This window comes from Limnohabitans sp. 2KL-51 (assembly GCF_003063645.1).
GTDB lineage: Bacteria > Pseudomonadota > Gammaproteobacteria > Burkholderiales > Burkholderiaceae_C > Limnohabitans_A.
The window spans coordinates 22166-46970 of record NZ_NESJ01000023.1 but is presented as its reverse complement, the minus strand read 5'-3'; the positions used below and the strand labels follow the sequence as shown (position 1 = coordinate 46970).

The following is a 24805-nucleotide window of genomic DNA, read 5'->3' as shown; positions in this document are numbered from 1 at the left end:
ACTCGACGGCTAACTAACTTTTTTGTCACAGAGGTGTTTTGATGAGCAAGATGACCCCCACTGCAGTGCTGCCCAGCTTCTTGACCGCTTCTTTGGTTTTGGCGGGTGTGATGACCGCTGGTTTGGTACAAGCCAAGCCTTTCAAATGGACCAGCGCCAGCGACATTCCCACACTCGACATCCACTCGCAAAACAACGCTTTGGGCAACGGGGTGCACGCCGCCATCTTTGATTCGCTGGTCTACTACAACAGCAAGACCTTCAAAATCGAACCCCGTCTGGCCACCTCTTGGCGCGAGATGTCGCCCACACAGTACCGATTCAACCTGCGCAAGGGCGTCAAGTTCAGCGATGGCTCGCCCCTGACGGCCGACGACGTGGTGTTTTCACTGGACCGCGCCCGTGCCAAAACCTCCAACTTCAACGTCTACACCCAGGGCATGAGCCGCATCGTCAAGGTCGATGCCAACACGGTGGACATCATCATGAGCGGCCCCAATCCGGTGGTGTTGAACCAGATGACCGAGCTGCGCATCATGAGCAAAGCCTGGGCCGAAAAGAACAAGTCCATGGAGCCCAAGGACGCCAAGACCAAAGAAGAAAACTTTGCGCACCGCAACGCCATGGGCAGCGGCCCCTACATGGTCAAGGAATGGCAGCCTGACCAAAAGTTGACGCTGGTGAAAAACCCCAGCTGGTGGGGCTGGTCGGACGCCGCCACCAACGTGACCGAAATCATCTACACCCCCATCAAGAACGAAGCCACACGCGCTGCCGCCTTGTTGTCGGGCGAGATCGACTTTGTGCTCGACCCCAGCCCGCAAGACTTGGGCCGCATGCGCAGCAATGCCAACCTGAAGGTGATCGACGGCATTGAAAACCGCACGATTTTCTTGGGCATGGACCAGCACCGTGACGAATTGCCCGGCTCCAGCGTGAAGGGCAAGAACCCCCTGAAGGATGTGAAGGTTCGCAAGGCGCTGTACCAGGCCATCGACATGGACACCATCCACCGCGTGACCATGCGCGGCCTGTCGCAAAACACGGGCGCTTTGGTGGCGCCGCAAGTCAACGGCTGGACCAAAGCCGTGGACACCCGTTTCCCGTATTCGCTGGACGCTTCCAAAAAGCTGCTGACCGAAGCCGGTTACCCACAAGGCTTTGAGGTGGACTTTGCCTGCCCCAACAACCGTTACATCAACGACGAAGAAATTTGCCAGGCCATCACCGCCATGTGGGCCAAGGTGGGCATCAAAGCCAAGCTGCGCACGCAGCCCCTGGTGACTTATTTCCCGATGATTCAGCGCTACGAAGCCAGCATCTACATGCTGGGCTGGGGCGTGCCCACCTTTGACGCGCTCTACAGCTTGCAGTCGCTCACGCGCAGCGTGGGCACTGGTGGTGACGGCAACTACAACGTGGGCCGCTACACCAATACCCGCATGGACTACATCGTTGACCGCGTGAAGACCGAGACCGATTTGCCTGTGCGCAACCGACTGCTGACCGAAGGCCTGCAGTTGTCCAACGACACGGTCTCTCACATCCCGCTGCACAACCAGGTGATCCCCTGGGCGATGAAGAAAAACGTTGATGTGGTGCACCGCCCTGACAACCGCCTTGACTGGACACTGATCAAGGTCAACTGATGCTCGCTTTCATCTTGCAGCGGTTGATCCAGGCCGTGATCGTCATGGTCACGGTCGCGTTCATCGCGTTTTTGCTGTTCCAGTATGTGGGCGATCCGGTTGTGTTTTTGCTGGGGCAAGACGCCACCAAAGAGCAGATTGACTTGCTGCGATCGGACTTGGGTTTGGACCAGCCTTTCTTTGTGCAGTTTGGCCACTTTTTGGTCAACGCGGTGCAAGGCGAGTTTGGTCTCAGCCTGCGGCAAGGCGCCAAGGTCTCGCGCCTGATCGCTGAGCGCTTGCCCGCCACGCTGGAGCTGGCTTTGGTGGCCGCCACCATGGCGCTGGTGATCGGTATCCCCATGGGGGTGTATGCGGCGCTGCGCCGGGGCACTTGGGCCAGCCAGTTCATCATGACGGTGTCGCTGCTGGGCGTGTCCCTGCCCACCTTCTTGATCGGCATTTTGTTGATTCTGGTGTTCGCCGTGATCTTGGGCTGGTTCCCCAGCTTTGGCCGGGGTGAAGTGATCCAGATGGGTTGGTGGTCGAGCGGGCTGATGACGGCCAAGGGCTGGCACCACATCGTGTTGCCGGCCGTCACACTGGCTATTTTTCAGCTCACGCTCATCATGCGTCTGGTGCGCGCCGAGATGCTGGAGGTGCTGCGCACCGACTACATCAAGTTTGCCCGTGCCCGCGGCCTGTCCAACCGCGCCATCCACTTTGGCCATGCCCTCAAAAACACGCTGGTGCCGGTGATGACCATCACCGGCTTGCAGTTGGGCGGCCTGATTGCCTTTGCCATCATCACCGAGACGGTGTTCCAATGGCCCGGCATGGGCTTGCTGTTCATCCAGGCGGTGACCTTTGCCGACATCCCGGTCATGGCCGCTTATTTGTGCCTGATCGCGTTGATCTTTGTGGTCATCAACCTGATTGTTGACCTGCTGTATTTTGTGGTGGACCCGCGCCTGCGCGTGGGCAAGCCCGGAGGCCATTGAACGTGGGCGCTTCACTGCAATCGGTGTTGGCGCGGGGCGCTGCGTTTGCGCGCATCGCCCAGTTCCATCCCGAGCTCACGGCCTTTCGGCGCGACCTGCATGCCCACCCCGAGTTGGGCTTTGAAGAGGTGTACACCGCACGCCGAGTTGCCGAAATGCTGCAGGTGTGCGGCGTGGACAGCATCCACACCGGCATTGGCAAAACCGGCGTGGTCGCCTTGGTGCACGGCCAGGGCCGCTCGGCCAGCAACCCCGGCCGCATGTTGGGCCTGCGCGCCGACATGGACGCGCTGCCGCTGACCGAGCACAACGAATGCACCTGGAAATCTGGAACTCCCGGCCTCATGCACGGTTGCGGCCACGACGGCCACACCGCCATGCTGATGGGCGCAGCCCGCTACCTGGCAGAAACACGGCGCTTTGACGGCACGGCCGTGCTGATTTTTCAGCCCGGAGAAGAAGGCTATGCGGGTGCCCGCGCCATGATGCAAGACGGCCTGTTTGAGCGCTTTCCCTGTGAGCAGGTCTATGCCCAACACAACTCCCCCGATATGCCCTTCGGCGTGATCGGCATCACCCCCGGTCCCATGCAGGCGGCGGTGGACCGCATCGAGATCCGCATCATCGGCAAAGGCGGGCACGGTGCCCGCCCGCAGCAGAGTGTTGACCCGGTGCTGGTGGCCGGGCACATCATCACGGCCGCGCAAAGCGTGGTCTCGCGCAACCTGTCGGCGTTTGACCAAGCGGTCATCAGCATTTGCTCCATGCAAGCAGGCCACCCCGGTGCCATGAGCGTGATTCCGGGCGAAGCCACATTGGTGGGCACGGTGCGAACTTACAGCGAGCGCGTGCAAGACCAGATCGAAGACCGTTTGCGCGCCTTGTGCAATGGTGTGGCACAGGGCTTTGGGGCCTCGGCCGAATTGACTTACGAACGCGTCTACCCCGCCACCGTGAACACCGTGCCCGAAGCGCAGTTTGCCTGCGATGTGGCTGCGGCTTTGGTGGGCGAAGACAAGGTCTGGCGCGACATGCTGCCCAGCATGGGCGGCGAAGATTTTTCATTCATGCTGCAAGCCAAGCCCGGCGCTTACATACGCATTGGCCAAGGCCTGCCGCACGGCCCGGGGCCGCACCCGCTGCACAACAGCCGCTACGATTTCAACGACGAAATCTTGCCACTCGGAGCAGCATTGCACGCCAGTTTGGTAGAGCAGGCGCTGCCCTTGCTCAACACATGATGTTTTTTGATTTGGTTCAGTGAGTTCATTCAACAAGGAGATATCCATGGCTTTCAAACTCAATCCTCTCGTGGCTACTTTGGCCACTGTGCTGGCCTTGACGGCGGCATCGGCCTCAGCCGTGACCTTGCGCGTGGGCAACCAAGGCGACGCTTTGTCCATGGACCCGCACTCGCTTAACGAGTCATTGCAAATTTCGGTGGTCGAAAACGTTTATGAGACTTTGGTCTCTCGCGACGCTAACTACAAGCTCACCCCCCTGCTGGCCACCAGCTGGAAGCAGACCTCTCCCACTGTCTGGCGATTTGAGTTGCGCAAAGGCGTCAAGTTCCATGACGGCACACCCTTTACGGCTGACGACGTGATCTTCAGCTACGAGCGCGCCAAGGGCGATGGCTCCGACATGAAGAGCTATGTGGGCCAGTTCAAAGAGATCAAAAAGATCAACGACCACACGATTGACATCATCACCAACGCGCCCTTCCCGATCGTGCCCGAGCTGATCACCCACTGGGCCATCATGAGCAAGAAGTGGTGTGAAGACAACCAGGCCACCAAGCCGGTGGACCGCCGCAAAGGCATTGAAAACGCAGCATCTTTCCGTGCCAACGGCACGGGTCCTTTCCGTGTCCGTGAGCGTCAGCCCAGCATTCGGACCACGTTCACGCGCAGCGGCAACTACTGGGGCACGATTCCTGGCAATGTGGACGAGGTCATTTTCAGCGTGATTGGCAACGACGCCACCCGCGTGGCGGCCATGATGTCGGGTGAACTCGATGTGATGGAGCCTGTGCCCGTGCAAGACGTGGAGCGCCTGAAGGCCAACGACAAACTCAAGGTGCTGCAAGGCCCCGAGTTGCGTGCCATTTTTCTGGGCATGGACCAAAAGCGTGACGAGCTGCTGTACTCCAACGTGAAGGGCAAAAACCCCTTCAAGGACGTCCGTGTGCGCAAGGCTTTCTACCAAGCCATTGATATCGACACCATCAAGAGTCGCGTGATGCGCGGTGCCGCCACGCCTTTGGCGCTGATGTACCCCCCACAAGTCAATGGCTTCCCGGCCGACTTGGCCAAGCGTTTGCCTTTCGACGTTGAAGCCTCCAAGAAATTGCTGGCCGAAGCGGGCTACCCCAATGGTTTTGAAGTCAAGATGAACTGCCCGAACGACCGCTACGTCAACGACGCAGAAATCTGCCAGGCCGTTGCCGCTAATCTGGCCAAGGTGGGCGTCAAGATCAACCTGGAAGCCGAGACCAAGGGCACTTACTTTCCGAAGATCTTGAGCCGAAACACCAGCTTTTACATGCTGGGCTGGACCGCCAGCACCGTGGACGCGCACAACGTGATGTACCCCATCTTGTCCACCCCCGGTGACGGTGGCCGCGGCCAGTTCAACTTGGGCGCTTACAGCAACCCCAAGGTGGATGAGTTGACCGACAAAGTGGCGTCTGAAACCGACCAGAAAAAGCGCAACGAGATGATCCGCGAAGCCATGAAGATCCACCAGGACGACGTGGGTCATCTGCCTTTGCACCAGCAAGCGCTGAACTGGGCGGCCAAGAAAAACATCGAGTTGGTGCAGTTTCCTGACAACGGCATGGCTTGGAAATTCATCACGGTGAAGTAATCCATGAACGCTTTGAAACGTTGGCTGAACAGCGACGTCGGTTACAGCTTCCGCCAATCGCCCATGGCGATGGTGGCGGCTGCCATCGCCTTCATTTGTCTTTTTTGTTCAGTCTTTGCCGGCTGGGTGTCGCCCACCAACCCGTTTGACCTGGCCACGCTGGAGTTGAGCGACGCCCGCTTGCCGCCCGCCTGGATGGAAGGCGGCACTTCCAAGTTTTTGTTGGGCACCGACGATCAGGGGCGCGACATTTTGTCGGCCCTGATCTATGGTTCGCGCATTTCTTTGATCGTCGGCTTGGCTTCGGTCCTCTTGTCGGTGGTGGTCGGTGTGGGTCTGGGCTTGTTGGCAGGTTTCAAGGGCGGCTGGCTCGACGCTTTGCTCATGCGCCTGTGCGATGTGATGCTGTCCTTTCCGGCCATTTTGGTGGCGCTCTTGATCGCGGGCGTGGGGCGTGCCCTGTTTCCCAATGCGCACGAATCGCTGGCCTTTGGTGTGCTGATCATCTCGATCTCGCTCACGGGCTGGGTGCAATACGCCCGCACGGTGCGCGGCACCACTTTGGTGGAGCGCAACAAAGAATACGTGCAAGCCGCCCGCGTGACGGGCGTGGCGCCGCTGCGCATCATGTTCAAGCATGTGTTGCCCAATGTGATGGGCCCCGTCATGGTGCTGGCGACCATTCAGGTGGCGACAGCCATCATCACCGAAGCCACGCTGTCATTTTTGGGCGTGGGCGCACCGCCCACCTCGCCCTCGCTGGGCACACTGATTCGCGTGGGCAACGACTATCTGTTCTCGGGCGAGTGGTGGATCACGATTTTCCCGGGCCTGATGCTGGTGGTGATCGCCTTGTCGGTCAACTTGCTGGGTGACTGGTTGCGCGATGCGCTGAATCCGAGATTGCGATGAGTCTTTTACAAGTTAAAAACCTGGTGGTGGAATTCCCCAGCCGCCACGGTACGTTGCGTGCGCTCGACGATATTTCTTTCGACATCGCCCCCGGTGAAATTTTGGGCGTGGTGGGCGAATCGGGTGCGGGCAAATCGCTCACGGGCGCGGCCATCATTGGCCTGTTGGAGCCACCGGGCCGTGTGGCCGGGGGGCAAATCCTGCTCGAAGGCCAGCGCATCGATCACCTGAACAACGACGAGATGCGCCACATTCGGGGCCGCAAGATCGGTGCGATTTTTCAGGACCCGCTGACCTCGCTCAACCCGCTGTACTCCATCGGCAGACAGCTGACCGAAACCATCTTGGCCCACCTGCCGGTAACGCCCCAGGAGGCACGCCAGCGCGCCATCCAGCTGCTCAAGGACACCGGCATTTCGGCCGCCGAAGAGCGCATCGACCATTACCCGCACCAGTTCTCGGGCGGCATGCGCCAACGCGTGGTGATTGCCCTGGCCTTGGCGGCCGAGCCGCAACTCATCGTGGCCGACGAGCCGACCACCGCGCTTGACGTGTCCATCCAGGCGCAGATCATCAGCCTGCTCAAAAAGGTCTGCAAAGACCGGGGCGCTGCCGTGATGTTGATCACGCACGACATGGGCGTGATCGCCGAAACCTGCGACCGTGTGGCGGTGCTGTACGCCGGGCGTGTGGCCGAAATCGGCCCGGTGCACCAGGTCATCAACCACCCGGCACACCCGTACACCGCAGGCCTGATGGCCTCGATTCCCGACATGGACAGTGACCGCGAACGCCTGAACCAAATTGACGGTGCCATGCCGCGCCTGAACGCCATCCCGCAAGGCTGCGCCTTTAATCCGCGCTGCCCCAAAGCCTTTGACCGCTGCCGCCAAGAGCGGCCCGATTTGGTCCAGGCGGGCGCCAATATGGCCGCTTGCTGGTTGCATGACGGGAGCGCCGCATGAGCGACAACATGACCAACGCCAAACCCCAGCCACTGGTCGTGGCGCACGATCTGGCCAAAACTTTTGACGTGTCGGCCCCCTGGCTCAACCGCGTGATCGAGGGCAAACCGCGCCAACTGCTCAATGCCGTGGACGGCGTGAGTTTTGAAATCGAACGCGGTAAAACCCTGGCCCTGGTGGGCGAGTCCGGTTGCGGCAAAAGCACGGTGGCGCGCTTGCTGGTGGGCCTGTACGAGCCCACACGCGGTGGCCTGACCTTTGACGGGCAAGACGCGCACGCGGCTTTCAAGTCGAGCGATGCGCAAAAGATGCGCCAGCGCATCCAGATGATTTTCCAAGACCCCTACGCCAGCCTGAACCCGCGCTGGACGGTGGACGACATCATTGGCGAACCGCTCAAAGAGCATGGCTTGATCAGCGACGCCGAAGAGCTCAAAGCCCGCGTGGCCGAGTTGCTCAAGTCGGTGGGCTTGTCGCCGCTGGACATGGTCAAGTACCCGCACCAGTTTTCGGGCGGTCAGCGTCAGCGCATTTCAATCGCACGCGCTCTGGCCACCGCGCCCGAGTTTTTGGTGTGCGACGAGCCGACCTCCGCGCTCGACGTGAGCGTGCAGGCGCAGGTGCTCAACATCATGAAAGACCTGCAGCGCGAGCGCGGTTTGACGTATTTGTTCATCAGCCACAACCTGGCCGTGGTGCGCCATGTGAGCGACCAGGTGGGCGTGATGTATTTGGGCCGTTTGGTTGAGCTGGCCGACAAACACACGCTGTTTGGCAACCCTCAGCACCCCTACACCCAGATGCTGCTGGACGCGATTCCGAAGATGCACGACACCGGCCGCGCCCGCACCCCGGTGCAAGGCGAAGTACCCAACCCGTTGAACCCGCCTACAGGTTGCACCTTCCACCCCCGCTGCCCGCAGGCCACCGACATTTGCCGTGCAGAGCGCCCCGCTCTGCGCGACTTCAAAGGCATCAAGATCGCTTGTCACGCGGTGGTGTGATGATTGAGAGATAGACACAAGGTCTTTAAAGATTAAAATATCATTCATTAACTTGATTAAATTCAATAATGACTGAATTTTTGGACTTTAATTTTTCCTCAGTGGATGAGATTTCGCTGGTCTTGGCGCAGCGCTTGAAAAACCTGAGGGTTCAAAAAGAAATCGCCCAAGCCGACATGGCGCATCGCATGGGCGTGTCGCGCAGCACGCTCAACACCCTTGAAAACACCGGCAAAGGTTCAGTGACTTCTTGGATCAAACTGGTTCAGTGCCTCGGTCAAGAGGCGCAATTGCAGCCGCTGTTCAAACCTGTGATCGCGTCCATCGCCGATATGGCGAAACAGCAACAACCCGCTCGTCAGCGCGTTACCCGAAAGCGCCGTGGTGCCGAGGCCAAGTTGTGAAAATAGTGCACGTTCTCTACCAAGGTTGGGGTGAAAACTGGCCATTGGGCACCTTGGCCGACGATGGTCAGCAACTGCTGTTTGAATATTCACCCCAAGCCTTGGCAGAAGGCTTGTCCTTGTCCCCGAGGTATTTGCCTTTGCAAAAGCAGGCCATAGGGCATTTTCCCCCGCATCAGTGGCGCTTGCCGGGCCTGTTTGCAGACTCATTGCCCGATGGTTGGGGCATGCTGCTAATGGACAAGCTCTTCAGAAAGCAAGGGATTCGGTTAGAACAATTTTCACCACTCGACCGATTGAGCTTCATTGGCCATCGTGGCATGGGCGCGCTAACCTACGAGCCCGACACACAGGGTGATGTCCTGGCCGACACGGTGGATCTGGTGGCGCTGGCCCAGGAAACTGTTTTGGTCTTGCAAGGCGCAGACACCGAAACCCTGCAACGCCTGGCCTTGTTGGGGGGCTCACCACAGGGAGCCCGGCCCAAAGTACTCGTGTTTTACGATCCGGCTTCAGCACGCATCAGCACAACACCCATGCACGCAGGGTCAGGCTGGTTGGTCAAGTTTCAGGCCATGGGCGAGCACAAAGAGGTCTGTGCCATTGAGGCGTTTTATGCCCAACTGTCCAGAGCTTGCGGTTTGGATGTACCCGACACCCATGTGTTTGATTTGAGTGCCAAACAGGCAGCATTGGGCATTGAACGCTTCGATCTGGTGCAAGGCCAACGCGTCCCGATTCATTCGTTGGCTGGTTTCTTGCACGCCGATTTCAGAATCCCCTCGGCGGTGGACTACACGACCTTTTTACGCGCCACGCGCATGCTGACACGCGATGAGCGCGAGGTACAAAAGGCGTTTGAGCGCGCTGTCTTCAATGTGTTGTTCCACAACCGGGATGACCACCCCAAAAATTTGGCTTTCCGCATGGACGCGCAACGCCATTGGAAACTGGCACCGTGTTTTGACTTGACCTACAGCCAGGGTCCGGGGGGTGAGCACCAGATGGATGTTTGTGGTGAGGGTTTGAACATCCAACGCAGCCACTTGATGCAATTGGCGCAGAACGGCGGATTGGATCAGCGTTGGGCCCTACAGCGGCTCGATGGCATGTTGGACGTGGTGGATCAGTGGCGCGAACTGGTCAGTGGATTCGACATTCGACAGCGAACTGCTCAAGCCATCCTGCAGTCGGTACAAAAGCAACAGTCACGATTGGCTTGACCGCGCCTGCGCCAGTTTTTTAGCGCTTGCGCGTCAGAACTGCGCAACTTGGCTTAGCCGGGCTTGATCTGGCCTTTGATGACAACCTCTTTCCAGCGGGCTTGTTCTCTTGCCACATACGCAGCGTATTCGGCAGATGTGCCGCCACCGGCAATGGCGCTTTCCGACGCGTTTTGAGCAACGACTTCAGGTGACTTGACCGCTTTGGCGCACTCTTGTTGCAGCCTGTTGATGATCTCTGGCGGGGTGCCTGCGCGAGCGTGTATGCCGTACCACTGCACGGTTTCAAAGTCTTTGTAGCCGTTCTCGATGACCGTGGGGACGTCGGGCAGCACCGCAATGCGCTCGGTGGTGCCGGTGGCGATGCAGCGCAGGACGCCGCTTTTGATGTGCGGCAAGAGCGCCGGGGTGCCTGCGGACATCAATTGGATGCGACCTGCCAGCACGTCGTTCAGGGCGGGGCCTGTGCCGCGGTAGGGTATGTGCGTGATGAACATGCCGGTAGCCAGTTTGAGCGCTTCCATGGCCAAGTGGCCGGCGCTGGCATTGCCTGCAGAGGCGTAGTTGAGCTGGCCGGGGCGAGAGCGAACAAAAGCGACCAGGGATTTCATGTCGGTGACGGGCACGTCTTTGTGCACCACAAACAGGCTGGGCACGCGCGACAGCAAAGTGACGGGCACAAAGTCCTTGTTCACGTCATAGCCGCTGTCGGGGTAGATCAGGGGGTTGACCGCCATCAGGCCAATGTGGCTCATGACGATGGTGTAGCCGTCGGCCGGGGTACGCATCATCTCTTGCATCGCGGGAACGCCGCCCCCGCCGCCTTTGTTGTCAATGACAAAAGACACCCCCATTTGCTTGGTCAGCTGGGTCGCAATGCTGCGCGCCACGATGCTGGAGGTGCCGCCGGGTGCGAAGGGGATGATCCAGCGGATGGGCTTGTTGGGCCAGGCAGATTGGGCATGGCCTGAAACACCGGTAGCAGCCAAACCGGCGGCCCCCATCCACTTGAGGTAGTCGCGTCTTTGGATGAGGGAATCGTCGTTGTGGTTCATGTTTCAGGTCTAGAGTTAAAAAGCAGACCCCCAATGACACCAAAAAAAATGGCGATTCAAAAGAGGGCAATTACCTATCAGGCTTGGGTTTGGCGTCGAAAGTGTTTCCAAAGAGCAGGTGCTACCACCAACAAAACCGACACGGCCATCAAGCTGCCCGACAGAGGACGGGTGAAAAAGGTCGACCATTCGCCTTGGCTGATGGTCAGGGCCTGGCGCATCGATTGTTCGGCCATAGGGGCCAGGATCAGGCCCACGATCAGGGGTGCGGCTGGAAAGTCAAAGCGCCGCATCAAGTAGCCCAGCAGGCCAAAGACAAACAGCAAGCCGACGTTGAACACCGAGTTGCCTGCGCCGTACACGCCAGCAGTCGAGATGACGATGATGCCCGCGTAAAGCCAAGGCGGTGGAATCTTGAGCAACTTGACCCAGAGGCTGACCAGCGGCAGGTTCAGGATCAGCAAGATCACGTTGCCAATGTAGAGGCTGGCGATCAGGGTCCAGACCAGGCCGCCTTGTTGGCTGAACAGCTGCGGGCCGGTCTGGATGCCGTAGCCCTCAAAGGCCGAGAGCATGATGGCCGCCGTGGCCGAAGTGGGGATGCCCAAGGTCAGCAGTGGCATCAGCACGCCCGCAGCGGCGGCGTTGTTGGCGGCTTCAGGCCCGGCCACGCCTTCAATGGCGCCATGGCCGAATTCTTCCGGGTGCTTGGAGAGTTTTTTCTCGGTGTAGTAAGACAGCAGCGTGGGTAACTCGGCCCCGCCAGCGGGCATGGCGCCAATGGGGAAGCCATAAAAAGCGCCACGGATCCAGGCTTTCCACGAGCGGGCCCAGTCTTGTTTGCTCATCCACAGGCTGCCCGACAGTTTCATGACTTCGCCTGTCTTGGTTTCTCGGCCTTGCCAAGCCAGGTAAAGCGCCTCGCCCACGGCAAACAGGCCCACCGCTGCCACGGTGACTTCGATGCCGTCGAGCAGTTCGGGGCGGCCAAAGGTGAAGCGGGGTTGGCCCGTTTGCAAGTCGATGCCGACCATGCCCAACAGCAAGCCCAGGCTGAGGGCCACCAAGCCGCGCAGCATGGAGTTGCCCAGCACCGCCGACACCGCCACCAGCGACAGCACCATGAGGCTGAAGTATTCGGCGGGGCCGAAGGCCAGCGCCGCGTCGACCACCAGGGGGGCAAAAAAGGTGAGCGCCAAAGTGCCGATGGTGCCCGCCACGAAACTGCCAATGGCTGCCGTGGCCAGGGCCTGTCCGGCTCGGCCGTTTCTGGCCATTTTGTTGCCCTCGAGCGCGGTGACCACGGCCGCAGACTCGCCCGGGGTGTTGAGCAAGATGGAGGTGGTGGAGCCGCCATAGGCCGCGCCGTAATAAATGCCCGCGAACATGACGAACATGCTGGTGGCGGGCACATGGTAGGTCAGGGGTAACAGCAAAGCGATGGTCAGCGCAGGGCCAATGCCCGGCAACACGCCCACGAGCGTGCCGATAAAGCAACCCACGAAACCCCAGAGCAAGGTGGTGGGTTGAAGGGCAACGGCAAAGCCGCCCATCAGGGCGTCAAAAGCTTCCATGGGGTATCCGATTCAATCTAACCAGGGCAAAGCTGGGCCCAGGCCCACGCCCAGCAAACGGGCAAAGACAAACCAGAACACGCCGGCGATCAGGCCGCAAATGAGCAGCGACTTGCCGTTGAAGGGCGCGTCAAACGCGCGCGCAATGCACATGCCGCACAGCGTGCCCGGCAGCACAAAGCCCAAGGGAATAACCAGCACAATGAAGGCCACCCCACCGCCCAGCAAGCTGAGCATCCGGGTGGTCGCGCCGGGCAGGGCTTCTTGTCCTGCCTCCTGGCTCAGGTCCACCTGGCGACCGCGCCAGGCGCTTAAGCCGTAGAGCAGCGCCACCACGGTGAGCGCTGCCACGATGGCGACCGGGGCCAGCACCGGGCCCACGGTCATCTGCATCAGCGATGGCGGAATGACCGTGAGCTGCCAGGCGGCCACGCCGCACACGGCCAACAGCAAAAGAGCCAGGCGCACAGGCGTCATGCCAGACCCAGTTCTTTCATCAGCACTTCCTTGTCGGCAATGTCTTTGGCCAGATCGCGCTCAAAGGGGCGCTCGGTCATGAATGCGTTGGTCCATTTGCGGGTTTCGAGCTCTTGCTTCCAAGCGGCCGATTGGCTCAGGCGGGTGACAAAGTCAATCAAGACGTTGTACTGTACGTCGCTGATGCCGGGAGCGGCAAACACGCCGCGCCAGTTGGATTCAGACACGTTGATGCCCAGTTCGGTCAAAGTCGGTACGTTGACGCCGGGAATGCGGCTTTTGCCCGAGACGGCCAAAGGAATCATCTTGCCGGCCTTGATTTGCTCTTCAAACTCGGAGTAGCCGGAAATGCCCGCCACCACTTGGTTGCCCAAAATGGCCGCGTTGGCGGGACCACCACCCGCAAAGGCCACGTAAGCGGCTTCACGCGGGTTTTTGCCCAGCGCTTTGATCAACATGCCCAAGATCAGGTGGTCTGTGCCGCCAGCGCTGCCACCGGCCACCGAGACGGCCTTGGGGTTGGCTTTGATGGCGGCTTCCAGTTCTTTCCAGGTTTTGATCTTGCCCGCTGAAGGCACGACGATGACACCAGCCTCTTCGGTCAGGCGGGCAATGGGGATCACGTTTTTGATGGTCACGGGGCTCTTGTTGGCGATGCCCGCACCGATCATGACCGAGCCGCCCACCATCAGGATGTTGCCCTGACCTTTGCGCTGGTTCACAAAGCGGGGCAAGCCCACCATGCCACCGGCGCCGCCGACGTTTTCAAACTGCATGTTGCCCACCAGACCAGCGGCCTTGGCCGCGCGTTCGATCGAGCGGGCGGTGCCATCCCAGCCGCCGCCGGGGGCAGCGGGCACGAACATGTTGAGCGTGTCAAACATGGGTTTGCCTTGTGCCCAAGCGGGCAGGGCCAGGGAAGCACCAGCGGCAGCGCCGAGGGCCAGGAAGTCGCGTTTGGAAATGGACATGCAGGTCTCCTGTGTGAAAATCAAAAGTCACTGCCAAGCACATGCCATGGGCAGATGGCACGATTTTGGTGCCAAGCCGGGCGTCAAGCTGTCAAGCACCTGTCAAAACCATTCAGTGAATACCCTCAATCACCCGATGACCCCCCGAATTTTGTTGGTGGAAGACACGCCCGACATTGCCCTTTGGCTGGGCACGGCTTTGCGCCAAGGGGGCATGGCGGTTGAATTTGCCGCAGATGGCCATGCAGCCGAGCGCTGCCTGCAGCCGGGGCACGGCTTTGATGCGGTGCTGCTCGATTTGCAGTTGCCGGGGCCAGACGGCCTGAGCGTGCTGCAGGCCTTGCGTGCGCGGGGCGATGCAGTGCCAGTGCTGATTTTGACGGCGCGCGCCACTGTGCCCGACCGGGTGCTGGGCCTGAACATGGGCGCCGACGACTACTTGCCCAAGCCCTTTGATTTGAGTGAGCTTGAGGCGCGCCTGCAGGTTTTGCTGCGCCGCCACGGCCGTGTCAAAACCAACGCGTTACGCTTTGGACCGCTGGAGATGCAGCCGGAAAACGGCTCCGTGCAATTGCACGGCCAGGTGTTGGCTTTGACGCAACGCGAGGCCGCTGCGCTGCGCGTGTTGTTGTCTTCGCCGCAGCGCACCGTGAGCAAAGAGCAACTGCACAGCGAGGTGTTTGCCGACGAAGCCGCCGGGCTGGACGCGGTGGAGGTGCTGATTTACCGTTTGCGCAAAAAGCTCGAATCTTCTGCGGCATCCTACGGGGGACCTGTCGAAGTGGTGATCACCACCTTTCGCGGCATGGGTTACATGCTGACTTCACCTTCGGGCAGCGCATGACCACAACGCCAGCGCATCCGATCCGCGCCGTTGCGTCGCTGCGCAGGCGCTTGCTCAGTTGGATCTTGCTGCCGCTGGCCGCGTTGATCGGCGTCAACGCCTGGGTGGGCTATGGCAATGCGGTGCAGGCGGCCAACGAGGCGTATGACCGGTCCTTGTACTTGGCTGCACGCACTTTGGCCGAAGAGTTGGCATGGCGCGATGGTCGCCTGCAGCTTGACGTGATGAAGGCCGCAGGCTACTTGTTTGAAAACCACACCGGCTCGCGTTTGTTTTACAAAGTCTCCACCTCTGCGGGTCAGTACTTGGCCGGTGTGGCGGCTTTGCCCGATGCGCCTGTGCGCACGCAGTCGGCCGTGAAGTACTTTGCCTTGGTGCAGTTTGACGATGGGGTGTACCTGAACCAGCCCGTGCGTCTGGCGCAGCTCACACACGTCATGGAGGACGCGGGCCTGAGCGAGCCGCTGATCAAGATCACCGTGGCCGAAACCATGGAGGCGCGTCAGCAATTGATTCAGAACATTTTGTGGGACACCTTGGGCAGCCAGGGCTTGTTGCTTTTGGCGGCTGCAATTTTGGTGATCTGGGGCGTGCAGCGCGGTATTCGGCCGCTGGAGGCCTTTCGCCAACAGCTGGCGAGCAAGGCCGACGACGACTTTTCACCCATTCAGCCGCCGGATTTGCCACGCGAGTTGCGGCCCCTGATCGAGACGCTGAACAGCTATCTGGACCGATTGGGCCGATTGATCGACATCCGCAAACGCTTTTTGGACAACGCCGCGCACCAGTTGCGAACGCCCTTGACCGCCTTGAAAACGCAGCTGGCGCTGGCCCAGCGCAATGCCGAACCCAATCAGGCGCAGGCCTTGCTGTCTGCGGCCCGGCAAACCACTGACGACGCCGTGCGCCTGACCGAGCAACTGCTGGCCATGACGCGGGTCGAGCATGCCCGCGAAATGCACAGCCCACAGACGGTCGACCTGGTGGCGCTGGCCAGGCGCGTGACGCAAGAGCACCTGATGCGTGCCCACCAGCTGGGCGATGACCTGGGCCTGGAGGTGCAAGTGGTGCATTGCGAGGTGCAAGGCGTGGACCTGTTGCTGCACGAGGCCTTGAGCAACCTGATCGACAACGCCATTCACCACGGCCCAGCGGGCACGCACATCACGGTGCGGGTCGGGGACCGTTGGCTGGAAGTGGAGGACGATGGCCCGGGCATCACACCTGAGCACCAGGCCCATGTGTTCGAGCGCTTTTACCGCGCCGCGCCCTCGGGTGTTGCGGGCAGTGGTTTGGGCCTGGCCATTGTGAAAGAAATTGCGAGCCAGCACGGGGTGCAAGTCGGTGTGCGCAGCCCCTTGGCCGTTGGGCGCGGCACCGCCATTCGCCTGAGTTGGCCTGGTGCCTGAGTCGGCCCATTTGTGTTGATTGACTTTTTTTAGATTCGGCGCGATGAACCCTTGCAGGCCAACCGCTTCAGGTGTAACGCTTGCTGCTCAGGTTTTTCTTCATGTCGCGCAGCGCAGGTTGCAGGGCTTCACCAATCCTCAGGGCCACGGTGGTGGCAAGGATGTCGATGATGAGCAGGTGCAGCAGGCGTGACACCATGGGGCTGTATTTGTCGTAGCCCTCAGGGTGGTCGGCCGTGAGGTGGATGTGCCCAGCGCTGGCCAGCGGTGAGCCGCTGGCGGTGATGACGATGGTCGTGGCCCCTTGTTTTTTGGCGATGTCGCAGGCGTCCATCAGGTCGCGGGTGCGACCCGAGTTGGAGATGATGACGGCGCAGTCACCGGGTTTGAGCATGGAGGCGCTCATCACTTGCATGTGGCCGTCGCTGTACGCGATGGCGTTGACACCGAGGCGAAAAAATTTGTGCTGTGCGTCTTGCGCCACGATGCCGGAGTTGCCCACACCATAAAACTCGATGCGGCGGTTGGTTTTCTGGGTGGATGCCAGGGCTTGCGCGGCGTGCTCCAGCGCAAAGAAACTGGCGTCGTTGCGGTACTTCAAAAACGCGGCGACGGTGTTGTCGATGACCTTGACGGCGATGTCGCTGGTTTTGTCGTCGGCGTCCACGCTGCGGTGGATGAAGGGCACGCCTTCGCTGACGCTGCCGGCCAGCTTGAGCTTGAAGTCGGACAGGCCGTCGTAACCCACGCTGCGGCAAAAGCGCACCACGGTGGGTTTGCTCACATGGGCGCGGTCGGCCAGCTCGGTGACGGGCAGCTTGGCAAAGGCGCGCGGGTCGGCCAGCACCAGTTTGCCCACGCGTTGCTCGGCTGGCGCCAGCGAGGGCAGGGAGGCTTTGATTCGGTCGAGCATGGCGAAATTCCTTTTAGCTTTCTTCAGACCAGCAAAAGCCGTCGCGCGCGATCATGGCACTCGATGCGCTGGGCCCCCAGGTGCCTGCGGCATACGGGCGCGGACCGTTGTTGTCACCCTGCCAGTGTTGCAAGATGGGCTCAACCCAGCGCCAGGCTTCTTCTTGTTCGTCGCTGCGCACAAACAGGTTCAGGCGACCATCGAGCACATCCAGCAGCAAGCGCTCGTAAGCGCCCACGCGTTGGCTGCCAAAGCGTTTGTCAAAGTCCAGGTCCAGGTGCACCGGGCTCAAGGTTGCGCCGCCGCTGCCTTGGCCGCGTTTGCTTTGGCCTTGGGCAAACAGGTGCAGCTCCAGCCCGTCTTTGGGTTGCAGGTGAATGACGAGTTTGTTGACCTGGCCCACCGGGCTTTTGAAAATTTCGTGCGGTGTGGGGCGAAAGTTGATTTCGATGTGCGCCTCACGCGAGGCCATGCGTTTGCCGGTGCGGATGTAGAACGGCACGCCCGCCCAGCGCCAGTTGGCGATTTCGGTGCGCAGTGCGACGAAAGTTTCGGTGTTGCTCGTGGGGCTGACGCCAGGTTCGTCGCGGTAACCGGGTGCGGCTTTGCCTTCGGTGTTGCCCCCGCTGTACTGGCCGCGAATGACGTGCTGGCTCAGGGTCTCGGGTGTCCAGCGCTTTAGTGCGCGAAGCACCTTGAGTTTTTCGTCGCGAATGGCATCGGCATGCGCGTTGATGGGCGGCTCCATCGCAATGGCGCACAGCAGTTGCAGCGCATGGTTTTGCACCATGTCGCGCAGGGCGCCTGTGGTCTCATAAAAGCCGCCGCGCTTTTCCACGCCCAGCTCTTCGGCCATGGTGATCTGGATGTTGGCGATGTGTTCGCGCCGCCACAGGGGTTCGAACAAGGCGTTGCCAAAGCGCATGGCAAACAGGTTTTGCACCGCAGGTTTGCCCAAGTAGTGGTCGATGCGGAAGATTTGTTGCTCTTTGAAGACCTTGCCCACGGCTTCGTTGATGGCGCGGTTGGAGGCCAGGTCGTGGCCCAGCGGTTTTTCCAGCACGATGCGGGTCTTGGGCGTGTTCAGACCATTGGCGGCGAGTTGTTCACAAACGGTGGTGAACAGGCTGGGTGCGGTGGACAGGTACATCACCACATGATCGGTGTCGCGCTCGGCAAGGCGACTGGCCAAGGCCGCGTAGGACTCAGGCTTGGACAGGTCCACGCGCACGTAGCACAGCAGGCTGGCAAAGCGTGCAAATTCTTCAGGGTTGGGCCGTTTGTCGCCTTCGACTTGCTCAAAGCGTGACTGGATTCGCTGCCGGTATTGCTCGTCGCTCAGGTCGTCGCGGCCCACGCCGATGATGCGCCCACCCTCAGGCAAGGTGTCGTGGCGAAAGGCTTGAAACAGTGCGGGCATGAGTTTGCGCCACACCAGATCGCCTGTGCCGCCGAAGAAAACCAGATCAAAAGCCATATTGTTCTTGAGTTACATGAAAAATTGATTTGTAATGTAACTTTGTTTCATCGATAATTCAAGTCTGTTTTGACAAAGCCCCCATGAACCAACTCGACGCCCTCAAACAATTCACCACCGTGGTGGCCGATACCGGCGACTTCAAACAATTGGCCCAGTTCCAGCCACAAGATGCGACGACCAACCCGTCCTTGATCTTGAAGTCCGTGCAAAAGCCCGAATACGCGCCCCTGCTGGCCGAGGCCGTGGCCGCGCACCGGGGCCAGCCACTGGACGTGGTGATGGACCACCTGTTGGTGCGTTTTGGCTGCGAGATTTTGAAGACCATTCCCGGCCGCGTGTCGACCGAAGTCGATGCCCGCCTGAGCTTTGACACAGCTGCCACCGTGGCGCGGGCACGCCGCATCATGGCGCTGTATGAGGCGCAAGGCATTCCGCGTGAGCGCGTGCTGATTAAGATTGCCTCAACCTGGGAAGGCATCCAGGCCGCAGCCGAGCTGCAGCGCGAAGGCATCCGCTGCAACCTGACGCTGCTGTTTGCGTTTTGCCAAGCCGTGGCGTGTGGCCAGGCCAAAGTGCAACTCATCTCGCCTTTTGTAGGCCGTATTTACGATTGGTATAAAAAAAGCGCAGGTGCTACTTGGGACGAAACGGCCATGTCGGGCGCGAACGACCCCGGTGTGCAGTCGGTGCGGGCCATTTATAACCACTACAAAAAGCACGGCATCAAAACCGAAGTCATGGGCGCATCGTTTCGCAATGTCGGTCAGATCGTGGCCTTGGCCGGTTGTGATTTGTTGACCATCAGCCCCGAGTTGCTGGCGCAGTTGGCCGCGACCGAAGCGCCGTTGGGTCAGGTGCTCAACGCCGCTGCCGCGCATGCCTTGGACTTGCCTGCCCTGCGCTATGACGAAGCCTCATTCCGACTGGCCCTGAACGAAGACGCCATGGCCACCGAAAAGCTGGCCGAAGGCATTCGCGCCTTTTGCGCCGACGCCGTAAAACTTGAAGAATTGATGAAGAAAGCCTGACATCTCTCCACGTAGGAGCGCACCCCGTGCGCGATGACCCGTGAACAACGTTCACCTGAATCGCCCACAGGGGCGGGCTCCGACAAAAAATGACCTCGATTTCGATAACCGCTTGTCTGCTTGAAAGTCCTCATGCGTTGTGACCAAACACCGGCCTGGAAGGCTTTGACGACCCATGCGGCACAGGCCTCGGGTTTTGATTTGCGCACCGCGTTTGCGCAGGATGCCGAGCGGGCATCGGCCCTGAGCCAGACCGCCCCCCATGTGTTTGCCGACCTGTCCAAAAACCATACCGACGTCGCCACTGAAGCCTTGTTGATCGAATTGGCCCGCCAAACTGGCTTGGCCTCGCACCGCGATGCCATGTTCCGGGGCGAGCCGATCAACAACACCGAGGGCCGCGCCGTGATGCATTGGCTGCTGCGCCAGCCCGAAGGCTCCTTGGGCGGTGATTTGGCCGCGCCTCTGAAGTTGGTGCACAACACTCTCAAGCCCATGCTGGCCTATGCCGAGCAGATCCGCGCCGATGCGCAGATCACCGACGTGGTGAACATCGGCATTGGCGGCTCGGACCTGGGACCGCAAATGGCCGTGCTGGCGCTGCAAGACTTCGTGACACCGGGCAAGCGATTTCACTTTGTGTCGAATGTGGACGGGCATGAATTGGCTGCCGTGCTCAAGGGCCTGAAGGCTCAGAACACGCTGTTTCTGATCGCCTCCAAAACCTTCACCACCCTTGAGACCATGACCAACGCCCGCTCGGCGCTGGCTTGGTTTCAGGCGGACGGTTGTCAAGACGTGTCGCGCCACTTTGCGGCGTTGACCACCAATGTGGCGGCTGCGGCCCAGATGGGCATCACCACCACCTTCGGTTTTTGGGACTGGGTGGGCGGACGCTATTCGTTGTGGTCGGCCATTGGCTTACCGCTGGCCATCGCCGTTGGTGCTCAGGGTTTTCGGGATCTGCTGGCCGGAGCGCACGCGATGGACCAGCATTTCCAGACCGCGCCGCTGGAGGCCAACTTGCCTGTGCGTCTGGGTTTGCTGGACGTTTGGTACCGCAATTTTTTGAACTACACCAGCCGAAGCATTGCGCCGTACCACAGCGCCTTGCGCCGCTTGCCTGCCTATCTGCAGCAGCTGGAGATGGAGAGCAACGGCAAACGCGTGGACCGCAACGGGCATGCGCTGTCCTATGGCACCTCACCCGTGCTCTGGGGCGAGCCGGGCACCAATGGGCAGCACGCCTACTTCCAGATGCTGCACCAAGGCACGGATGTGGTGCCCGTGGAATTCATCGCTGTGAAAAAGCCCACTCACAACTTGGCCGACCACCACGAATTGCTGCTGGCCAATGCGATCGCACAGGCGCAGGCGCTGATGCAGGGCCAAGCTGACGAGGGCGGTCACCAACACTTCCCCGGCAACCGACCCAGCACCTTCTTGCTGCTCGATGAACTCACGCCGGCCAGTTTGGGCGCACTGATCGCGCTGCAAGAACACCGTGTATTCGTGAGTGGTTCGGTTTGGGGCATCAACAGCTTTGACCAATGGGGCGTGGAGCTGGGCAAGGTGTTGGCCAAAGACATTCATGCGCGCATGGCTTCGGGCGATAGGGCGAGCCTAGATTCATCAACGGCGGCCTTGCTTGACCGGATTCGATGAGGTTTTCATCTATCGGTGGGGCCTTGCGTGACGGGCCTTCGCTTATGATTTGAAGATGCGCCGATTGTTCCTTTGCTTCCTGTTGTGCTTGATGCCCTTGCGGCTGTGGGCGGGCGCATGGATGCCTATCTCGGAAAGCGGTTCGCCCCACCTTGCCGTCATGACGACGGCCAGCCCGGCTCAGCACACCGAAGTGCTTGCTGCGCATGACTGCCATGAGGCCATGTCAGAGCCCGTGCCGGAAACCCACGCCCAGCTTGCTCTGCACGATGTTGCTGTTCAAGCAGCCGATTGCCACGATGAACATTGCCAGTTGTGCGGCGCGTGTCACCAAGGCTTGAGCCTGACAGCGTGGCCCTTGGTGATGCCTGTTTTTCAGGCCCATCCGCTGCCTGTCAGCGCGACTTGGGCGCATGTGGCCCGCATGTCTGCGCCACTGACCAAGCCGCCCATTTTCTGAACCACACGCCACAGGTGCGTCTGCTCGCTGCCAAGGCGGGCTGATGCCATGTTCGTCTGTTTCAGGAAATTGACATGATCCCTCTTTTGAATCGCGCTGGCCGGCTGGGTGCCGTTGGCATTGTGCTGCTGGCCTGCACTTGGCCTGCTGCCTGGTCGCAAACCCAAGGTGCAAACGCACCCTCATCGGCGCATGTGCACGGCCTTCGGCCAGGCACTCCGTCCAACGCTGCACCATCGGCAAAGCCGGTCCCGTCAAGCCCCACTTGGCAGGACGCCAACCGGGCTGTCGGTCAGTTTCCGCGTGGCCATGTGGACCTGCTGCGCTGGGAGCAAAATAACATGCCGCCTATCCCGGACACACCGGCGCACCCGGATGGAGGGAAACTGACGCTGGCCTTGGCCATGCGTCTGGCCCTGCAAGACGAGGCCCTGTGGCTCATGCCTGGCATGAGTGCAGCAGAATCGGCGGCCGTGGGTCAGCAAGTGACGGCTGCGCGCCTGGATGTGCAAAGGCTTTGGGTCAACGCGGTGGTGGCACGTCAGTCTGTGGCGCACAGTGGGGATGTTCTGGCCGTGGCCCAAGCCGGAGCCGAGCTGGGTCAGCGCATGGCACAAGTGGGCAATTGGAGCCGTGCCCGTCAAATGGAGCAAGAGCTGACGCTCTGGGATGCGCGCGCACGCGCTGACAAAGCGCAGCTGCAGGCCGATCGCGCACTGCAGGCTTTGTGGCAACGCATCGGTGCGGGCATGACCCCCCAAGCGCTGGCGCAGCAGTTGCCCCCGCACCTGCCTGTGGATTTGCCCGCGCATTCGCCAGTCGACGTGCAGGCCGAGCTGAGTCTGGAGGCGGTGGCTTCTCTGCAAACGCAGGCTTTGCAGGCCCATTTGCGTTGGCCAGTGGATGAGCTGCAGGCCCGTCGCCTGTCGGCAGGCCAGGGCTTGACTGCACAAGAGCTGCAGGCGGCACAACAAGCCCTGCAAGCGTTGGCTGGGCAGGAGCTGCCCATGTGGGACCCCCGCACCATGCGATGGGGTCATGCCTTTGAAAACGCCTTGCAAGCACGGCTGCGAGCGGACCGGCTGGCTCGGCAGGTGCGTGCCGATGTGCAGAACGCCCTGGCCGCATTTCGGCTGGCAAGCCAGACGGCGCGGCACACGCAGGCCCAGGTGCTGCGCCTGCACACCGAACTCGCGCAAGAGACCCTGCTGCGATACAACGGCATGCTCAAAAGCACTTGGGATCTGCTGGCCAGCGTGCGCACGCGGATCGACAGCGTGGACGCCGCTTTGCAGGCGCAGCGCCAGCACTGGTTGGCCCATGCCGACCTGATGGCTGTGCTGGCAGGCTTGCCCTATGCGGACAGCGCCAGCGCCTCCGACACCACCAACCCCTCCAACACCCGCACCGCAGGACACTGACCATGCAACGCCGAGATTTTTTCCAAAGAGCTGTTGCCGCTGTGGGCACAGTCGCAAGCACCGTGGCGGGGGCCGCTGTGGCCACCTCCGCCGTCAGCCGCAGCGCGTTGGCCGGCTTGCCCGAGCCCGTCTTCCAGAACCGCCCTGACACCGCCCCGCCCTGGACACCTCCGGGCGTGACCGGCGCTGGCAGGCCCTACAAGCCGGTGGTCACCTTGAACGGCTGGACTTTGCCCTTTCGCATGAAGGAAGGTGTGAAAGAGTTCCACTTGCTGGCCGAGCCGGTGGTGCGCGAGATGGCGCCGGGCTTTGTCGTCAACATGTGGGGCTACAACGGCCAAAGCCCCGGCCCGACCATCGAGGTGGTCGAGGGCGACAAGGTGCGCATTTTTGTGACCAACCAACTGCCCGAGCACACCACCATCCACTGGCACGGCCAGCGCCTGCCCAATGGCATGGACGGCGTGGGTGGCCTGAACCAAAAACAGATCCCGGTGGGCAAGACCTTTGTGTACGAGTTTGTGGCCCGTCGCCCCGGCACCTTCATGTACCACCCACACGCCGACGAGATGACACAAATGGCCATGGGCATGATGGGCCTGTGGATCACCCACCCTAAGGGCCAGCACCCGATGATTGCCGAGGTGGACCGCGACTACGCCTTTTTGTTGAGTGCGTACGACGTCACCCCGGGGGCCAAAACCCCCAATGTGAACACCATGCTGGACCAGAACATCTGGAGTTGGAACAGCCGGGTGTTTCCGGGCATCAGCCCGCTGGTGGCGCGCCTGAACGACCGGGTGCGGGTGCGTGTGGGCAACTTGACCATGACCAACCACCCGATCCACATCCACGGCATCGAATTCGAGGTGACTGGCACCGACGGTGGCCCCGTGCCCCCCACAGCGCGCTGGCCCGAGGTCACCACCGACGTGGCCGTGGGCCAGATGCGGCAGTTGGAGTTCATGGCCGATGAGCCCGGCGACTGGGCCATGCACTGCCACAAAAGTCACCACACCATGGGCGCCATGGGCCACGACGTGCCCACCATGATCGGGGTGGACCATCGGGGTCTGGTGCAAAAAATCCAGAAACTCATCCCCGACTACATGGTCATGGGTGAACGCGGCATGGCCGACATGGGTGAGATGGAAATGGAACTGCCCGAGAACACCTTCCCGATGATGACCGGTACCGGGCCTTACGGCCCCATCGAGATGGGGGGTATGTTCACCACGCTCAAGGTGCGGGCCGAGCAAAAGCCCGACGACTACAGCGACCCGGGCGATTACAAGCAACCACCCGGCACGCAGTCCTATGAATACACCGACCCAGTGGTGACCACGCCGCGTGCGCCGCAGGCACAGGACGTTGCGCCCAAGAATGCTGTTGCACCTGCTGGCAACGTGCGCAAGCCGGAGAACCACAAACACCATTGACGGCGCTGCGCAGCCCTCATTGCATGCGGGGCTGCTACCGTTTTAAATCACGCTCAAGGACTTT

General features: G+C 60.8%; 22 protein-coding genes. 16 read left to right on the top strand and 6 right to left on the bottom strand.

The features are described from left to right. Positions 1–50 precede the first annotated feature (50 nt). The 9 genes from B9Z49_RS19070 (at position 51) to B9Z49_RS19030 (ending at position 10005) form a co-directional block, all read left to right on the top strand. Positions 51–1649, top strand: coding sequence for an ABC transporter substrate-binding protein (locus B9Z49_RS19070; RefSeq protein ID WP_108355043.1), 1599 nt, complete (start codon positions 51–53; stop codon positions 1647–1649). Then, positions 1649–2629, top strand: coding sequence for an ABC transporter permease (locus B9Z49_RS19065; RefSeq protein WP_108355030.1), 981 nt, complete (start codon positions 1649–1651; stop codon positions 2627–2629). The genes B9Z49_RS19070 and B9Z49_RS19065 overlap by 1 nt, the downstream gene beginning before the upstream one ends. A 2-nt stretch (positions 2630–2631) precedes the next feature. Then, entirely contained in the window at positions 2632–3870 is a 1239-nt protein-coding gene (locus B9Z49_RS19060) for a M20 aminoacylase family protein (protein WP_108355029.1), read from the top strand. A gap of 46 nt (positions 3871–3916) precedes the next feature. Further along, complete coding sequence (locus B9Z49_RS19055) at positions 3917–5497, top strand: ABC transporter substrate-binding protein (RefSeq protein ID WP_108355028.1); 1581 nt, start codon at positions 3917–3919, stop codon at positions 5495–5497. Positions 5498–5500: 3 nt separating this feature from the next. Beyond that, entirely contained in the window at positions 5501–6409 is a 909-nt protein-coding gene (locus B9Z49_RS19050) for an ABC transporter permease (protein ID WP_108355027.1), read from the top strand. Next, entirely contained in the window at positions 6406–7374 is a 969-nt protein-coding gene (locus B9Z49_RS19045; RefSeq protein WP_108355026.1) for an ABC transporter ATP-binding protein, read from the top strand. The genes B9Z49_RS19050 and B9Z49_RS19045 overlap by 4 nt, the downstream gene beginning before the upstream one ends. Continuing rightward, positions 7371–8378 (top strand): ABC transporter ATP-binding protein, encoded by a 1008-nt coding sequence (locus B9Z49_RS19040; RefSeq protein WP_233254716.1) that lies wholly within the window; start codon positions 7371–7373, stop codon positions 8376–8378. The genes B9Z49_RS19045 and B9Z49_RS19040 overlap by 4 nt, the downstream gene beginning before the upstream one ends. Before the next feature lie 68 nt (positions 8379–8446). Beyond that, positions 8447–8782 carry a helix-turn-helix transcriptional regulator gene (locus B9Z49_RS19035; RefSeq protein WP_108355025.1) on the top strand — a complete coding sequence of 112 codons (336 nt, stop codon included), beginning with the start codon at positions 8447–8449 and terminating at the stop codon, positions 8780–8782. Next, the gene (locus B9Z49_RS19030; protein WP_108355024.1) at positions 8779–10005 is read left to right on the top strand and encodes a type II toxin-antitoxin system HipA family toxin; all 1227 of its coding nucleotides are present in this window, start codon (positions 8779–8781) and stop codon (positions 10003–10005) included. Before B9Z49_RS19035 ends, B9Z49_RS19030 begins: the two co-directional genes overlap by 4 nt. Before the next feature lie 53 nt (positions 10006–10058). Here the strand turns inward: B9Z49_RS19030 and B9Z49_RS19025 are convergent, their stop codons facing one another. From B9Z49_RS19025 to B9Z49_RS19010, 4 genes are all read right to left on the bottom strand, one after another. Continuing rightward, positions 10059–11060, bottom strand: a complete 1002-nt coding sequence (locus B9Z49_RS19025) for a tripartite tricarboxylate transporter substrate binding protein (protein ID WP_108355023.1) — start codon at positions 11058–11060, stop codon at positions 10059–10061. Positions 11061–11137: 77 nt separating this feature from the next. Continuing rightward, positions 11138–12634, bottom strand: coding sequence for a tripartite tricarboxylate transporter permease (locus B9Z49_RS19020; protein ID WP_108355022.1), 1497 nt, complete (start codon positions 12632–12634; stop codon positions 11138–11140). A 12-nt stretch (positions 12635–12646) separates the two neighbouring features. Continuing rightward, complete coding sequence (locus tag B9Z49_RS19015; protein WP_108355021.1) at positions 12647–13111, bottom strand: tripartite tricarboxylate transporter TctB family protein; 465 nt, start codon at positions 13109–13111, stop codon at positions 12647–12649. Further along, positions 13108–14082, bottom strand: a complete 975-nt coding sequence (locus B9Z49_RS19010; RefSeq protein WP_108355020.1) for a tripartite tricarboxylate transporter substrate binding protein — start codon at positions 14080–14082, stop codon at positions 13108–13110. Before B9Z49_RS19010 ends, B9Z49_RS19015 begins: the two co-directional genes overlap by 4 nt. A gap of 136 nt (positions 14083–14218) precedes the next feature. Here B9Z49_RS19010 and B9Z49_RS19005 point away from each other — a divergent pair, with 136 nt between their 5' ends. Continuing rightward, positions 14219–14926, top strand: coding sequence for a response regulator transcription factor (locus B9Z49_RS19005; RefSeq protein ID WP_233254715.1), 708 nt, complete (start codon positions 14219–14221; stop codon positions 14924–14926). Next, a complete protein-coding gene (locus B9Z49_RS19000; RefSeq protein WP_108355018.1) occupies positions 14923–16335 on the top strand; it encodes a sensor histidine kinase in 1413 nt (470 codons plus the stop codon). Before B9Z49_RS19005 ends, B9Z49_RS19000 begins: the two co-directional genes overlap by 4 nt. A 67-nt stretch (positions 16336–16402) precedes the next feature. On the opposite strand, the gene B9Z49_RS18995 is transcribed toward B9Z49_RS19000, so the two are convergent. Beyond that, the gene (locus B9Z49_RS18995; RefSeq protein ID WP_108355017.1) at positions 16403–17248 is read right to left on the bottom strand and encodes a MurR/RpiR family transcriptional regulator; all 846 of its coding nucleotides are present in this window, start codon (positions 17246–17248) and stop codon (positions 16403–16405) included. Positions 17249–17261: 13 nt separating this feature from the next. Then, on the bottom strand, positions 17262–18725 hold the full coding sequence (gene zwf, locus B9Z49_RS18990; RefSeq protein WP_108355016.1) for a glucose-6-phosphate dehydrogenase: 1464 nt from the start codon (positions 18723–18725) through the stop codon (positions 17262–17264). 83 nt (positions 18726–18808) lie between these two features. Here zwf and tal point away from each other — a divergent pair, with 83 nt between their 5' ends. The 5 genes from tal (at position 18809) to B9Z49_RS18965 (ending at position 24741) form a co-directional block, all read left to right on the top strand. Continuing rightward, the gene (tal, locus tag B9Z49_RS18985; RefSeq protein ID WP_108355015.1) at positions 18809–19756 is read left to right on the top strand and encodes a transaldolase; all 948 of its coding nucleotides are present in this window, start codon (positions 18809–18811) and stop codon (positions 19754–19756) included. Positions 19757–19888: 132 nt separating this feature from the next. Beyond that, positions 19889–21421 carry a glucose-6-phosphate isomerase gene (gene pgi / locus B9Z49_RS18980; RefSeq protein WP_108355014.1) on the top strand — a complete coding sequence of 511 codons (1533 nt, stop codon included), beginning with the start codon at positions 19889–19891 and terminating at the stop codon, positions 21419–21421. Between the two features lie 91 nt (positions 21422–21512). After that, complete coding sequence (locus B9Z49_RS21860; protein WP_158273545.1) at positions 21513–21881, top strand: hypothetical protein; 369 nt, start codon at positions 21513–21515, stop codon at positions 21879–21881. A gap of 74 nt (positions 21882–21955) precedes the next feature. Beyond that, positions 21956–23302, top strand: coding sequence for a TolC family protein (locus tag B9Z49_RS18970; RefSeq protein WP_108355012.1), 1347 nt, complete (start codon positions 21956–21958; stop codon positions 23300–23302). Between the two features lie 2 nt (positions 23303–23304). After that, complete coding sequence (locus tag B9Z49_RS18965; protein ID WP_108355011.1) at positions 23305–24741, top strand: multicopper oxidase family protein; 1437 nt, start codon at positions 23305–23307, stop codon at positions 24739–24741. Positions 24742–24805 lie beyond the last annotated feature (64 nt).

Coding starts and splice junctions, on each gene's coding strand:
- B9Z49_RS19070 (WP_108355043.1), top strand. CDS start 51: ATGACCCCCACTGCAGTGCTGCCCAGCTTCTTGACCGCTTCTTTGGTT.
- B9Z49_RS19065 (WP_108355030.1), top strand. CDS start 1,649: ATGCTCGCTTTCATCTTGCAGCGGTTGATCCAGGCCGTGATCGTCATG.
- B9Z49_RS19055 (WP_108355028.1), top strand. CDS start 3,917: ATGGCTTTCAAACTCAATCCTCTCGTGGCTACTTTGGCCACTGTGCTG.
- B9Z49_RS19050 (WP_108355027.1), top strand. CDS start 5,501: ATGAACGCTTTGAAACGTTGGCTGAACAGCGACGTCGGTTACAGCTTC.
- B9Z49_RS19045 (WP_108355026.1), top strand. CDS start 6,406: ATGAGTCTTTTACAAGTTAAAAACCTGGTGGTGGAATTCCCCAGCCGC.
- B9Z49_RS19040 (WP_233254716.1), top strand. CDS start 7,371: ATGAGCGACAACATGACCAACGCCAAACCCCAGCCACTGGTCGTGGCG.
- B9Z49_RS19035 (WP_108355025.1), top strand. CDS start 8,447: ATGACTGAATTTTTGGACTTTAATTTTTCCTCAGTGGATGAGATTTCG.
- B9Z49_RS19025 (WP_108355023.1), bottom strand. CDS start 11,060: ATGAACCACAACGACGATTCCCTCATCCAAAGACGCGACTACCTCAAG.
- B9Z49_RS19020 (WP_108355022.1), bottom strand. CDS start 12,634: ATGGAAGCTTTTGACGCCCTGATGGGCGGCTTTGCCGTTGCCCTTCAA.
- B9Z49_RS19015 (WP_108355021.1), bottom strand. CDS start 13,111: ATGACGCCTGTGCGCCTGGCTCTTTTGCTGTTGGCCGTGTGCGGCGTG.
- B9Z49_RS19010 (WP_108355020.1), bottom strand. CDS start 14,082: ATGTCCATTTCCAAACGCGACTTCCTGGCCCTCGGCGCTGCCGCTGGT.
- B9Z49_RS19005 (WP_233254715.1), top strand. CDS start 14,219: ATGACCCCCCGAATTTTGTTGGTGGAAGACACGCCCGACATTGCCCTT.
- B9Z49_RS19000 (WP_108355018.1), top strand. CDS start 14,923: ATGACCACAACGCCAGCGCATCCGATCCGCGCCGTTGCGTCGCTGCGC.
- B9Z49_RS18995 (WP_108355017.1), bottom strand. CDS start 17,248: ATGCTCGACCGAATCAAAGCCTCCCTGCCCTCGCTGGCGCCAGCCGAG.
- zwf (WP_108355016.1), bottom strand. CDS start 18,725: ATGGCTTTTGATCTGGTTTTCTTCGGCGGCACAGGCGATCTGGTGTGG.
- tal (WP_108355015.1), top strand. CDS start 18,809: ATGAACCAACTCGACGCCCTCAAACAATTCACCACCGTGGTGGCCGAT.
- pgi (WP_108355014.1), top strand. CDS start 19,889: ATGCGTTGTGACCAAACACCGGCCTGGAAGGCTTTGACGACCCATGCG.
- B9Z49_RS21860 (WP_158273545.1), top strand. CDS start 21,513: ATGCCCTTGCGGCTGTGGGCGGGCGCATGGATGCCTATCTCGGAAAGC.
- B9Z49_RS18970 (WP_108355012.1), top strand. CDS start 21,956: ATGATCCCTCTTTTGAATCGCGCTGGCCGGCTGGGTGCCGTTGGCATT.
- B9Z49_RS18965 (WP_108355011.1), top strand. CDS start 23,305: ATGCAACGCCGAGATTTTTTCCAAAGAGCTGTTGCCGCTGTGGGCACA.